We start from the raw sequence: 12,483 nt of genomic DNA, 5'->3' as shown, positions 1-12,483 counted from the left end.
GCCGTGCGGGGCTTTTTTCATTGCCGAACTTCGACCGCCGGCGCCGACATCTCAGTTCTTCAAGCGATAGCCGGTCTTGAAGATCCACCACACCGCCAGCAGGCAGGCGGCGAGGAAGCCGAGAATCATCGCCAGGCTGATGCCGACGCTGATGTCCGAGACACCGTAGAAGCTCCAGCGGAAGCCGCTGATCAGGTAGACAACCGGGTTGAACAGGGTGACCTTCTGCCACAGCGGCGGCAGCATCTCGATGGAATAGAAGCTGCCACCGAGAAAGGCCAGCGGCGTGACGATCAGCGCCGGGACGATCTGCAGCTTCTCCCAGCCGTCGGCCCAGATGCCGATGATGAAGCCGAACAGGCAGAAGGTAATCGCCGTCAGCACCAGAAACAGCGCCATCATCAGCGGATGCTGGATCTCGTAGTCGACGAACAGCCGTGCGGTGATGAGGATGATCACGCCGAGCACCAGCGACTTGGTCGCCGCCGCACCGACATAGCCGATGACGATCTCGATGTAGGACACCGGCGCCGACAGCACCTCGTAGATCGTCCCCGAGTAGCGCGGCATGTAGATGCCGAACGAGGCATTGGAAATGCTCTCGGTGAGCAGCGCCATCATGATCAGGCCGGGAATGATGAACGCGCCGTAGGGGATGCCGTGCATCGCCTCCATGCGCGCGCCGATGGCCGAGCCGAATACCACGAAGTAAAGCGACGTCGAGATCACCGGGGTGGCGATGCTCTGCAGCAGGGTGCGCCAGGTGCGCGCCAGTTCGAACAGGTAGATCGCGCGGATCGCGTAGAAATTCATGCGGGCTTTTCCTCAGCGACCGTGAACAAGGTTGACGAAGATTTCTTCCAGCGAGCTCTGGCTCGACTGCAGGTCCTTGAAATCGATGCCGTGGGCGGCCAGCCGCCTGAGCAGCTCGGCGATACCGGTGTCCTCGTGTTGGGCATCGAAGGTGAACACCAGCTGATTGCCGGCATCAGTCAGCTCCAGCGGATAGTCGGCCAGCTCGCCCGGGATCGCCGCCAGCGGACGCTGCAAGTGCAAGGTCAGCTGCTTCTTGCCGAGCTTGTGCATCAGCACATGCTTGTCCTCGACGAGGATGATCTCGCCCTTGCTGATCACCCCGATGCGGTCGGCCATCTCCTCGGCCTCCTCGATGTAGTGCGTGGTGAGGATGATGGTCACGCCGCGCTCGCGCAGGCCGCGGACCATCTCCCACATGTCGCGACGCAGCTCGACGTCGACGCCGGCGGTGGGCTCGTCGAGGAACAGGATCGATGGCTCGTGGGACAGCGCCTTGGCGATCATCACGCGGCGCTTCATGCCGCCGGAAAGCTCCAGGATTCGGGCATGGCGCTTGTCCCATAGCGACAAATCGCGCAACAGTTTCTCCAGGAACGAATCGTCAGGCGCCTTGCCAAATAGCCCGCGCGAAAAACGCACCGTCGCCCAGACGCTTTCGAAGCCCTCGTTGAACAGCTCCTGCGGCACCAAGCCGATCTTCGAGCGGGCGGCGCGGTAGTCCTGAACGATGTCGTGGCCGTCGACCAGCACCCGCCCGCTGCCGGGGTTGACGATGCCGCAGATGATGCTGATCAGCGTGGTCTTGCCGGCGCCGTTCGGCCCGAGCAGGGCGAAGATCTCGCCCTTGCGGATCTCGAGGTCGATGCGCTTGAGCGCCGGGTGGCCGGAAGCGTAGGTCTTGGTGAGCTGCTCGATGGCGATCACTGGTTGCACGGGCTCGTCTCTTCGAGGAATCAGGGGCGGAATTGTAGATAAAAACGCAACGCAGAGCGCCGCCGTCTCCCAGTCACGCTTCGTAGTGACCGTGATCATGGCGGCGTCGCGGCGCTGCATAGATGCTTGGAAGCGCTGGCACACGGGTCGCCAGCAAGGAGGCTTTCCCGAGATGAGACAGATAAAACTCACCTACGTCGCGCTGTTCGTCGGACTGACGTTGCTCTGGTTGTTGGTAGATGACTTCATCATGGCGCGCTATCAGATCTGGCCGCTGCGCAAGGTTATAGTGCACTACAGCGGGGTGCTCGGCATCGTCGCGATGAGCGTGGCGATGATACTGGCGGTTCGGCCGCGGCGCTTCGAACGCTTCTTCGACGGCCTGGACAAGACCTATCGGCTGCACAAGTGGCTGGGCATCAGCGCGCTGGTGATCGCCATCTTCCACTGGGGCTGGGGGCAGATCCCGAAATGGCTGGTCGGCTTCGGCTGGCTGGAGAAACCGGCACGACGTGGCGGCGGGCAAGTTCACGAAGGCATCTTCGCCCTGCTGCAGCGTTTCCGCGGCCTGGCCGAGGACATCGGTGAATGGGCCTTCTATGCCGCCGTCATCCTCATCGTGCTGGCATTGGTCAAGCGCTTCCCCTATCGCTGGTTCTTCAAGACGCACCGCTGGCTGGCGCTGGTCTACCTGGCCCTGGTGGCGCACTCGATCGTGCTGACCCCGCCCGACTACTGGACCTCGCCGCTGGGCCTGGTTCTCGCCGTGATGATGGCGTCGGGCTCTGTCGCTGCCTGCATCTCGCTGCTGCGCCGCATCGGCCGCAAGCATCAGGTGGTCGGCCGCATCGAAAGCCTGACCCATCACCGCGACAACCGCGTGCTGCGCGTCGATATCAAGCTCGACGGTGCCTGGCCGGGGCACAAGGCCGGGCAGTTCGCCTTCGTTACCTTCGACGACGAGGAAGGGCCGCACCCCTTCAGCCTCTCCTCGGCCTGGTGCAACGACGGCAAGCTGGCCTTCTCCATCAAGGGTCTCGGTGACTACACCCGTACCCTGCCGGACACCCTGAAGGTGGGCGACGCGGTGAAGGTCGAAGGGCCCTATGGCTGCTTCGATTTCCACAGCCGCAAGCCGCGTCAGGTCTGGGTGGCCGGCGGCATCGGCATCGCGCCGTTCATTGGCCGCCTGCAGGCGCTGGCCGACAGCGGCACGGGCGACAACGTCGATCTGTTCTACTGCACCAGCGCGCCGGATCAGGGCTTCATCGAGCGCATCCGCGAGCTGGCCGAACGCGCCCGGGTGCGCCTGCACGTGCTGGTCGCCAGCGAGGGCGGCCGGCTGACACCCGAGCGCCTGCGCCAGCTGGCGCCGCAGTGGCAGAACAGTGACGTCTGGTTCTGCGGCCCGGCCGGCTTTGGTCAGGATCTGAGCAAGGACCTGCACCGCCACGGCCTGCCGCCGCGAGATTTCCATCAGGAGCTGTTCAACATGCGCTGACGCACGGTCGGCACGCGCCAGGCAGGCGACAATCCGGCATCGGCCCGCCAGCGACGGCGGGCCACGCTCCTGTCACCAGAGCAAGGATGCTCGTCATGCCACGCCTGATCGCACTATCGCTGTGCCTGTTTACCCCTGTCTGCCTCGCCACCTGCCCGACCTGGGACGACGCCCGAGCACAGCGGGAGATCCACCAGCTGCAAACGCAGCTCGCCGAGTGGGACGACGCCTATCACCGCCGCGGCCAGTCGCTGGTGGATGACGAAATCTACGACCAGAGCCGTGCGCGCCTGCACGACTGGCAGCGTTGTTTCCCCAGTACCCTCGCGACTCCGGACCCGTTGGCCGGCGCCGGCGGCCCGCTGCGCCATCCGATCCGCCAGACCGGCCTGGCCAAGCTCGCCGATGAGCAGGCGGTCGCCGCCTGGATCGCGCGGCGCGAGGACCTGTGGATCCAGCCCAAGATAGACGGTGTCGCGGTCACCCTGGTCTATCGAGACGGCGTCCTGCAGCAGGCCATCAGCCGCGGCGACGGCCTCACCGGGCAGGACTGGACGGCCAACGCCCGCAAACTGGCGGCGATCCCGGCGCGCCTGGCGCTGGCCGGCGAGGTCATTCTGCAGGGGGAGCTGTATTGGCGAATGGACCAGCATGTCCAGGCCACCCACAGCAGCGCGGGGGCTCGCGGGCGCGTCGCTGGCGCCATGGCCAGCAACAGTCTGGGCGCCAGCACCGCAGCGCGGATCGGCCTGTTCGTCTGGGACTGGCCAAACGGCCCTGCGCCGATGCAAACCCGCCTCGCGCACTTGGCTGAGCTTGGTTTCGCCGACAGCCAGGCGCTTACGCTACCGGTTCAGCGCTTCAAACAAGCGCAACATTGGCGCGAGCACTGGTACCGCCAAGCGTTGCCGTTCGCCAGCGATGGCGTGGTGCTGCGCCAGGGCCAGCGTCCACCGGCCGAGCGCTGGCAGGCGGAACCCTACTGGGCCGCCGCCTGGAAGTACCCGCTGCGCAAGGCGTTGACCGAGGTGCGCGAGGTGGAGTTTCGCATCGGTCGCACCGGGCGCATCACGCCGCTGCTGCAGCTCGCCCCGGTCCAGCTGGACGGCCGACGCATTCGCACGCTGAGCCTCGGCTCGCTGGAGCGCTGGCGGGCGCTGGATGTGCGCCCCGGCGATCGGGTCGCGGTTGCGCTCGCCGGGCACAGCATTCCGCAGCTGGACTCAGTGGCCTGGCGCGCCACGGAGCGGGCCGCAGTGGCCGTGCCTGAGCCGAACCGTTATCACCCGCACAGTTGCTGGCGGCCACTGCCCGGCTGCGAGCAGCAGTTTCTTTCCCGACTTGTCTGGCTCGGCGGCAAGCAGGGCCTCGCCCTCGACGGCATCGGAGCCGGCAGCTGGCAGGCGCTGCTCGACGCCGGATTGCTGCCCGACCTGCTCGCCTGGCTGACGCTGGATGCCGTCACGCTGCAGAAGGTGCCGGGCATCGGCGAAGCGCGCGCGAGCAAACTGGCGACCACCTTCGCCCAGGCCCGCAAACGACCGCTGGCGCAGTGGCTGAAGGCGCTGGGCATGCCCGGCAAAGCATTGCAGGCGACTCTGGACTGGGACGCACTGTCAGCGCGGGACCCGGCGCAATGGCAGGTCGAAGCCGGCGTGGGACCGGCGCGAGCGAAACAGCTTCAGGCATTCTTTCGCGAACCCGAACTGCAAGCGCTGCGTGAAAGGCTACGGGTCGTCGGCATTCCGGGTACCTGAGGGACTTTCGCCCCACCCAGCTGTCGATAGAGGCTGAATAACAATCATGGAGGCGAGGCATGTCTTTGCGACATTGGCCATTTGCCCTGCTGATCGGTACGGCCGTCATCAGCCCGCTGCTGGCAGCCCCTTCGACCGTCGAGAGCCAGTGCCAGACCGAGCGTCAGGCGCTGGGCGAGCAGCTGCAGCAGGCACGCCTGCAGGGCGACAAGCTGCAACAGACGCAGCTCAACCACGAGCTGCAGACCCTGACCGAGCAATGCCAGGGCCTGGTCGCGCTGCATCCGCGGCAGGTCGAGTACGAGCGCGTCTTTGGTGAGGTGGAGCGGCGCGAAACGCTGTTACGCCAGGCGCTGAGTACCGGCGATGCGCAGCTGATCGAGCTGCGCCGCAATCAGCTGGCCAAGTCCCGGGAAAAGCTCGAGGCGCTGCGCCAATGACTCACCTCAATAGGCACGAAATTCCTTGTGGCAGGTCTCGCAGGCGTCCTCGACGCGCTGGAACGCCGGTGCCACACCCTCGGCCGTGACCGGCGCAGCCGTCGTCACTTCGACCAGCGCGGCCGTTTCGGCCTCCAGCGCACGTGCCAGCTCGTTGAAGCGTTCCTGACGCTGCCAAACGTCGTCGCGCGCATCGCTCTGTTCTTCCTTCACCTCGGGATAATGCTGCCACGGCTGCCGCGAAAGCTTGTCCAGCTTGACCGCACCGGAGCGAAAGGCGTCGCCATCGAAGGGAATGCGCCCGCGCAACATCCCGCCTAGGTCTTCCTTGGTATCGAGCATTGCCTGATAGATCGCCTTGCGCTTGCCCAGCGGCGAATTGGGATCGACCCGATCGCAGCCCGTCAGCGCCAGGACAGCAAGCAGGGGCAGGCTCAGCAAACTCAGCTTCATGGTTCAACCACTCGTCGATGCAAAGCGCGGGATTATCCCCGTCCATGCGCGGCTGAACAAATCAGTCGGATTTCGACTTCGTCAGCAAAGATTGCCCGGCAGGCTATTGCGACCAGCTGCCGCCAGCGCTTTCGCAATCGATCTTGGCCTGGGCCCGATCACTGGCGTGATAGTGATAGGTGACGATCGTCGCATCACCGCCCACCTGGCTGGGCAAGGTACCGTTCTTCGCCTGGGAGCCGGTGGCACGCTCGTTGGCCAGCGTCTCCGCCGTCATCGGCGCGGTGCAGACACCGAAGTGGCCGTCGGGACAACTGTCGCGAAGCTCGCGGCGCGAATTTCTCACGGCCTCGTTGTCTTGGCAGACCCAGTCGATGGCGTCGTCCTTGTCCACGCCGTGGAATTCGAAACACTGCTCGGTCACGACTGGTGCGGGTACCGCACCGGAGGTTTCGCTGTGCACATAGCAGGATTTGGCAGCGGCGGGCAGGCTGAAAGCGCCGACAAGTAACACGGGCGCTAAGCGAAGCATGGGGTTCATGGCGGTCTCCTAAAACGGTTTCGCCCGGCAAGGTTCACCGAACCTTCTGGTTCGACGCCGCGCCCTGCGCTGAGTTCGTCACCCACCGCCTGGCCGCCAAAGCCGGGCGCAGCCGGCACCAATCGCGCACCTGGCGAGTCCACCCTTGCATCACCGACCTCATGCGAGGGTTTCATGCTCGAACTCGCCGCAATATTCATCAGCCTCACGGCGCTGCTCGCCTACGTCAATTACCGCTTCATCGGCCTGCCCCCGACCATCGGCGTGATGGCTACCGCCCTGCTGTTCTCCTTGTTGTTACACGGTCTGGCCATGCTCGGCCTGCCACTGCTCGAGCAACGCATCGAGGCGCTGGTCGGGCGGATCGACTTCAATCACCTGCTGATGGACGGCATGCTGTCGTTTCTGCTGTTCGCCGGCGCACTGCACATCAATCTGGCCGATCTGCGCGCCCGGCGCTGGGCCATCGGCCTGCTGGCGACGGTCGGCGTGTTGTTCTCCACCACTGTGATCGGCCTGGGCAGCTGGTGGATCTTCGGGCTGTTCGGGCTGCAGCCGCCGCTGATCTTCTGCCTGCTGTTCGGCGCACTGATCTCGCCGACCGACCCGATTGCCGTGCTCGGCATCATGCGTTCGGCGGGCGCACCCAAGGCGCTGGAGACAACCATTGTCGGGGAGTCGCTGTTCAATGACGGCGTCGCGGTGGTGGTGTTCACCGTGCTGCTCGGCGTGCTGGCGCGCGGAGAGGCGCCGGGGGCTGGCGAGGCGCTCTGGCTGTTCGTCGAGGAAGCCGGAGGCGGTATTCTGCTCGGCGCCCTGCTCGGGGCGCTGACCTTCGCCCTGCTCAAGAGCATCGACCAGTATCAGGTCGAGGTCCTGCTGACGCTCGCGTTGGTGCTGGGCGGTTACACGCTGGCGACACATCTGCACGTATCCGGCCCGATCGCCATGGTCGTAGCCGGGCTGATCATCGGCAATCAGGGCCGACGCCATGCAATGTCCAGGCATACGCGGGAAAACCTGGACAATTTCTGGGAGCTGCTGGACGAAATCCTCAATGCCGTGCTGTTCGTGCTGATCGGCATGGAACTGGTGCTGCTACCGTTCAGTGCCCAGTACCTACTGATCGCCCTCTGCGTGACGCTGTTGATACTGACCACACGCCTCGCCGCAGTCGGCCCGGCAGCGCTGGCGTTGCGTGCTGCAGGCCGCGCTTTGCCTGCCGGCACCGTACGCATCCTGACCTGGGGCGGATTGCGCGGCGGCATCTCGGTCGCGCTGGTCCTGGCACTGCCGGCCAGCGAAGAGCGCAACCTGCTGCTCAACATCACCTACCTGGTCGTCCTGTTCTCGATCCTGGTGCAAGGGCTGAGCATCGGCCGGCTGGTCCGACGAATCTGCCGCGGCAGCTCGGCCAGCACTTACTGACGGACAGCTTGGGATTGCCGGCGGTCATCGCTATAATCGCCGGGCTTCACGCGATCGACTCCGCTTCGATCGTGCCCGCCACCCGTCCGAGGGGCGCTGCAGCAGGTTGCTCTGTCACAGAGCGGGCCTGTCAGGCTCGGATGGGGCGTTTCCTAGAACGCATCAACGGCGCCCATTCGCATCTATACGAATGGAGAACTCTTCGATGAGTGCTGTCATGACGCCTGCCGGTTTCACCGACTTCAAGGTCGCCGACATTTCCCTGGCCGCCTGGGGCCGCCGCGAGATCATCATCGCCGAATCGGAAATGCCCGCCCTGATGGGCCTGCGCCGCAAGTACGCCGCCGAGCAACCGCTCAAGGGCGCGAAGATCCTGGGCTGTATCCACATGACCATCCAGACCGCGGTGCTGATCGAGACGCTGATCGCCCTCGGCGCCGAAGTGCGCTGGTCGTCCTGCAACATCTTCTCCACCCAGGATCAGGCCGCTGCCGCCATCGCCGCCGCTGGCATCCCGGTATTCGCCTGGAAGGGCGAGACCGAGGAGGAATACGAGTGGTGCATCGAGCAGACCATCCTCAAGGACGGTCAGCCGTGGGACGCCAACATGGTGCTCGATGATGGTGGCGACCTGACCCAGATCCTGCATGACAAGTATCCGCAGGTGCTCGAGCGCGTGCACGGCATCACCGAGGAAACCACCACCGGTGTGCACCGCCTGCTCGACATGCTCAAGGGCGGCACCCTGAAAGTGCCGGCGATCAACGTCAACGACTCGGTCACCAAGAGCAAGAACGACAACAAATACGGCTGCCGCCACAGCCTGAACGACGCCATCAAGCGCGCCACCGATCACCTGCTCTCCGGCAAGCAGGCGCTGGTCATCGGCTACGGCGACGTAGGCAAGGGCTCGGCACAGTCGCTGCGCCAGGAAGGCATGATCGTCAAGGTCTCCGAGGTCGACCCGATCTGCGCCATGCAGGCCTGCATGGACGGCTTCGAGCTGGTTTCCCCCTACAAGAACGGCATCAACGACGGCACCGAAGCCAGCGTCGACGCCGCGCTGCTGGGCAAGATCGACCTGATCGTCACCACCACCGGTAACGTCAATGTGTGCGACGCCGGCATGCTCAAGGCGCTGAAGAAGCGCGCCGTGGTGTGCAACATCGGCCACTTCGACAACGAGATCGACACCGCCTTCATGCGCCAGAACTGGGGCTGGGAAGAGGTCAAGCCGCAGGTGCACAAGATCCACCGCACCGGCAAGAGCGTCGATCCGGCCAATGATGACTATCTGATCCTGCTCGCCGAAGGCCGTCTGGTGAACCTGGGCAACGCCACCGGTCACCCGAGCCGGATCATGGACGGTTCGTTCGCCAACCAGGTGCTGGCGCAGATCCACCTCTACAACGAGAAGTTCGCCGACCTGCCGGTGGCCGAGAAGACCCAGAACGTCACCGTCATGGTCTTGCCGAAGAAGCTCGACGAGGAAGTGGCGCTGGAGATGGTCAAGGGCTTCGGTGGCGTGGTCACCCAGCTGACCAGCAAGCAGGCCGAGTACATCGGCGTTGCCGTCGAAGGTCCGTTCAAGCCGGACAGCTACCGCTACTAAGCAGGTCATGCCGCTGACCACCGAGCCTGGCGCTCGGGGTCGGCGACGTGCAGCTCAAGGAATTTCTGTATGACCTCTTCGAACCGCCCGTCCATCAGCTTCGAGTTCTTCCCCACCAAGACCGAAGCCGGGCATGAAAAACTGCTGAACGTGGCCCGCCAGCTGGCAGGCTATCAGCCCGACTTCTTCTCCTGCACCTACGGTGCCGGTGGCTCGACACGCGACCGCACCCTGAACACTGTGCTGCAACTCGACGGTGAGGTGAAGATCCCCACCGCACCGCACCTGTCCTGTGTCGGCGACACCAAAGCCGAGCTGCGCGAGCTGCTGAACCTCTACAAGAATGCCGGCATCAAGCGCATCGTCGCCCTGCGCGGCGATCTGCCGTCCGGCATGGGCATGGCCAGCGGCGAGCTGCGCTACGCCAATGAGCTGGTGGAGTTCATCCGTGCCGAGACCGGTGACCACTTCCATATCGAGATCGCCGCCTACCCGGAAATGCATCCCCAGGCGCGCAACTTCGAGGACGACCTGGCGAACTTCGTGCGCAAGGCCAACGCCGGCGCCGACAGTGCGATTACCCAGTACTTCTTCAATGCCGACTGCTACTTCTACTTCGTCGAGCGCGTGCGCAAGCTCGGGGTTCAGACGCCGGTGGTGCCGGGCATCATGCCGATCACCAACTACAGCAAGCTGGCCCGCTTCTCCGATGCCTGTGGCGCGGAGATTCCACGCTGGGTGCGCAAGCAGCTCGAAGCCTATGGCGACGGCATGCAGAGCATCCAGGCCTTCGGCGAGCAGGTGATCACCGAAATGTGCCAGAAGCTGCTGGCCGGCGGTGCGCCGGGCCTGCACTTCTACACGCTGAACCAGGCCGAACCGAGCCTGGCGATCTGGAACAACCTCGGGCTGTCGCGCTGAGTTCCGGCCAGCTCCGGGGAAATACGGAGCTGGCTAATGAACCCGTGACCTGCGACACTGTCAGAGCAATGCGGCGTTGACAGGCTCTGTTATACTCCGCGCTTCCGCCAGGCTTACGCCCGGATGTCGCCATCACCATGCGCGGCAGGACCGGACGGGATCGCACGCCAGTCGCGATTCGGGCCAGGCATGATCATCCCAGGGCATCGCCCCTTACAAGACAGGATTACTCATGTCCTTTGCTTCCCTCGGTCTCTCCGAGGCTTTGGCCGGTGCCGTCGAGGCCGCCGGTTACACCCAGCCTACTCCCGTGCAACAGCGGGCCATTCCCGCCGTGTTGCAAGGCCGTGACCTGATGGTCGCCGCCCAGACCGGAACCGGCAAGACAGGCGGCTTCGCCCTGCCGGTACTCGAACTGCTGTTTCCGGGTGGTCACCCGGATCGTGAACACCGCTACGGCCCGAAACAGCCGCGCGTGCTGGTGCTGACACCGACCCGCGAACTCGCCGCCCAGGTTCACGACAGCTTCAAGATCTATGCCCGCGACCTGCCGCTGAAAAGCGCGGTGATCTTCGGCGGCGTCGGCATGAACCCGCAGATCCAGGCCGTAGCCAAGGGCCTCGACGTGCTGGTCGCCTGCCCCGGTCGCCTGCTCGATCTGGCCAACCAGAAGGCCATCGACCTGTCGCACGTGGAAATCCTCGTCCTCGACGAAGCCGACCGCATGCTCGACATGGGCTTCATCCATGACGTCAAGAAGGTTCTGGCCAAGCTGCCGGCCAAGCGCCAGAACCTGCTGTTCTCGGCCACCTTCTCCAAGGACATCACCGACCTCGCCGCCAAGCTGCTGCAAAACCCGGAGCGCATCGAGGTTACCCCGCCGAACACCACCGTCGAGCGCATCGAGCAGCGCGTGTTCCGCGTCGCCTCCAGCCACAAGCGGGCCCTGCTTGCCCACCTGATCACCCAGGGTGCCTGGGAGCAGGTGCTGGTCTTCACCCGTACCAAGCACGGTGCCAATCGCCTGGCCGAGTACTTGGAGAAGCACGGCCTGCCGGCTGCCGCGATCCATGGCAACAAGAGCCAGAACGCGCGCACCAAGGCCCTGGCCGACTTCAAGGCCAACCAGGTGCGCATCCTGGTGGCCACCGATATCGCTGCCCGCGGCCTGGACATCGACCAGCTGCCGCATGTGGTCAACTTCGAGCTGCCCAACGTCGAGGAAGACTATGTGCACCGCATCGGCCGCACCGGCCGTGCCGGGCGCAGCGGTGAAGCCATCTCGCTGGTGGCGCCGGACGAGGAAAAGTTGCTCAAAGGCATCGAGCGCATGACCAAGCAGCGCATCCCGGATGGCGATCTGCAGGGCTTCGACGCCAGCAGCATCGAAGCCGAAAAGCCGGAAATACGCGAACCCCGCCAACCGCGCCCACAGCGTGGCGAGCGCAAGGCACGCGGCGAACGCGACAAGCCGGCAGAAAAGGGCGGCGAGCAGAAGGAGCGCAACCGCCGCAGCAAGAGCAAGGCGCGCAAGCCCGCCCGTGATGGCGCGGCCGCCCAGGGCCCGGTCGTCGCCGGGCCGCCCCAGCTGCCACCGGACCGGGCGCCGGACGAGTTCCTCGATGACGAGGTGGACAACTTCGGCAACCGGGTGGACTACGTGAGCCCCTATCAGAACAAGCAGAACCGCGGACGTCGCTCCGGCGGCCAGGCCCAGCCGGGCTCCGCACCGCGCGCAGCCGGAGCCGGAGCTGCCCGCAATGGCGGCGGCGCAGCGGGCGGCAAGGGCAAGCGTTCGGCTGCGGGCCAGGGCCAGACTGCGCGCAATGGCCAGCCACGCAACGGTCAGCCACGGCGCAAGAACGAAGGTCGCCGCATCGATGAACCGGTCGTTACGCGCCAGGAAGCGGCCAAGCCGCGCGAGAAGCAGCCGGTGATCATCCACAAGGAATCGAAGATCGACCGCCTGCCGAGCCTCGAGCAGCTCGAGCAGCTGCCGTCTCGGCCGCGTGGCGAGAAGCCGGCCCTGCTGACGCGCAACCGCGAGGCCTGAGCCGCGCCCGAAACGAAAACGCCGCCCA

At 65.1% G+C, this 12,483-nt stretch carries 11 protein-coding genes and 1 riboswitch; of the genes, 7 read left to right on the top strand and 4 right to left on the bottom strand.

Features of this window, described 5'->3' with window-relative positions; genetic code table 11:
• Positions 1–51: 51 nt before the first annotated feature.
• The gene (locus ACX1DW_RS19005; RefSeq protein ID WP_102838873.1) at positions 52–813 is read right to left on the bottom strand and encodes an ABC transporter permease; all 762 of its coding nucleotides are present in this window, start codon (positions 811–813) and stop codon (positions 52–54) included.
• A gap of 12 nt (positions 814–825) precedes the next feature.
• Positions 826–1,749 carry an ABC transporter ATP-binding protein gene (locus ACX1DW_RS19000; protein ID WP_102838874.1) on the bottom strand — a complete coding sequence of 308 codons (924 nt, stop codon included), beginning with the start codon at positions 1,747–1,749 and terminating at the stop codon, positions 826–828.
• A gap of 172 nt (positions 1,750–1,921) precedes the next feature.
• Here ACX1DW_RS19000 and ACX1DW_RS18995 point away from each other — a divergent pair, with 172 nt between their 5' ends.
• The 3 genes from ACX1DW_RS18995 to ACX1DW_RS18985 all read left to right on the top strand — a co-directional run bounded on the left by ACX1DW_RS18995 (position 1,922) and on the right by ACX1DW_RS18985 (position 5,447).
• A complete protein-coding gene (locus tag ACX1DW_RS18995) occupies positions 1,922–3,250 on the top strand; it encodes a ferredoxin reductase family protein (RefSeq protein WP_458992141.1) in 1,329 nt (442 codons plus the stop codon).
• 95 nt (positions 3,251–3,345) lie between these two features.
• A complete protein-coding gene (ligB, locus tag ACX1DW_RS18990) occupies positions 3,346–5,007 on the top strand; it encodes an NAD-dependent DNA ligase LigB (protein WP_458992140.1) in 1,662 nt (553 codons plus the stop codon).
• A 59-nt stretch (positions 5,008–5,066) separates the two neighbouring features.
• A complete protein-coding gene (locus ACX1DW_RS18985; RefSeq protein WP_200630341.1) occupies positions 5,067–5,447 on the top strand; it encodes a DUF1090 domain-containing protein in 381 nt (126 codons plus the stop codon).
• 6 nt (positions 5,448–5,453) lie between these two features.
• Here the strand turns inward: ACX1DW_RS18985 and ACX1DW_RS18980 are convergent, their stop codons facing one another.
• A complete protein-coding gene (locus tag ACX1DW_RS18980) occupies positions 5,454–5,900 on the bottom strand; it encodes a c-type cytochrome (RefSeq protein ID WP_200630340.1) in 447 nt (148 codons plus the stop codon).
• A 103-nt stretch (positions 5,901–6,003) separates the two neighbouring features.
• Entirely contained in the window at positions 6,004–6,441 is a 438-nt protein-coding gene (locus ACX1DW_RS18975) for a hypothetical protein (protein WP_102838879.1), read from the bottom strand.
• A gap of 174 nt (positions 6,442–6,615) precedes the next feature.
• Here ACX1DW_RS18975 and ACX1DW_RS18970 point away from each other — a divergent pair, with 174 nt between their 5' ends.
• The 4 genes from ACX1DW_RS18970 to ACX1DW_RS18955 all read left to right on the top strand — a co-directional run bounded on the left by ACX1DW_RS18970 (position 6,616) and on the right by ACX1DW_RS18955 (position 12,455).
• Positions 6,616–7,869 carry a cation:proton antiporter gene (locus ACX1DW_RS18970; protein ID WP_270054183.1) on the top strand — a complete coding sequence of 418 codons (1,254 nt, stop codon included), beginning with the start codon at positions 6,616–6,618 and terminating at the stop codon, positions 7,867–7,869.
• Between the two features lie 82 nt (positions 7,870–7,951).
• Positions 7,952–8,050: riboswitch (S-adenosyl-L-homocysteine riboswitch) on the top strand.
• A 24-nt stretch (positions 8,051–8,074) separates the two neighbouring features.
• Positions 8,075–9,481: an adenosylhomocysteinase gene (gene ahcY / locus ACX1DW_RS18965; protein WP_458992139.1), complete on the top strand. Its 1,407-nt coding sequence runs from the start codon at positions 8,075–8,077 to the stop codon at positions 9,479–9,481.
• A gap of 69 nt (positions 9,482–9,550) precedes the next feature.
• Positions 9,551–10,402 carry a methylenetetrahydrofolate reductase [NAD(P)H] gene (gene metF / locus ACX1DW_RS18960; RefSeq protein ID WP_458992138.1) on the top strand — a complete coding sequence of 284 codons (852 nt, stop codon included), beginning with the start codon at positions 9,551–9,553 and terminating at the stop codon, positions 10,400–10,402.
• Positions 10,403–10,634: 232 nt separating this feature from the next.
• Positions 10,635–12,455 carry a DEAD/DEAH box helicase gene (locus tag ACX1DW_RS18955; protein ID WP_458992137.1) on the top strand — a complete coding sequence of 607 codons (1,821 nt, stop codon included), beginning with the start codon at positions 10,635–10,637 and terminating at the stop codon, positions 12,453–12,455.
• The last annotated feature ends 28 nt before the right edge of the window (positions 12,456–12,483 follow it).

It is taken from the genome of Stutzerimonas sp. KH-1 (genome assembly GCF_054483855.1).
The sequence above is the reverse complement of the archived record's forward strand: the minus strand, read 5'-3'. Positions and strand labels throughout refer to the sequence as shown.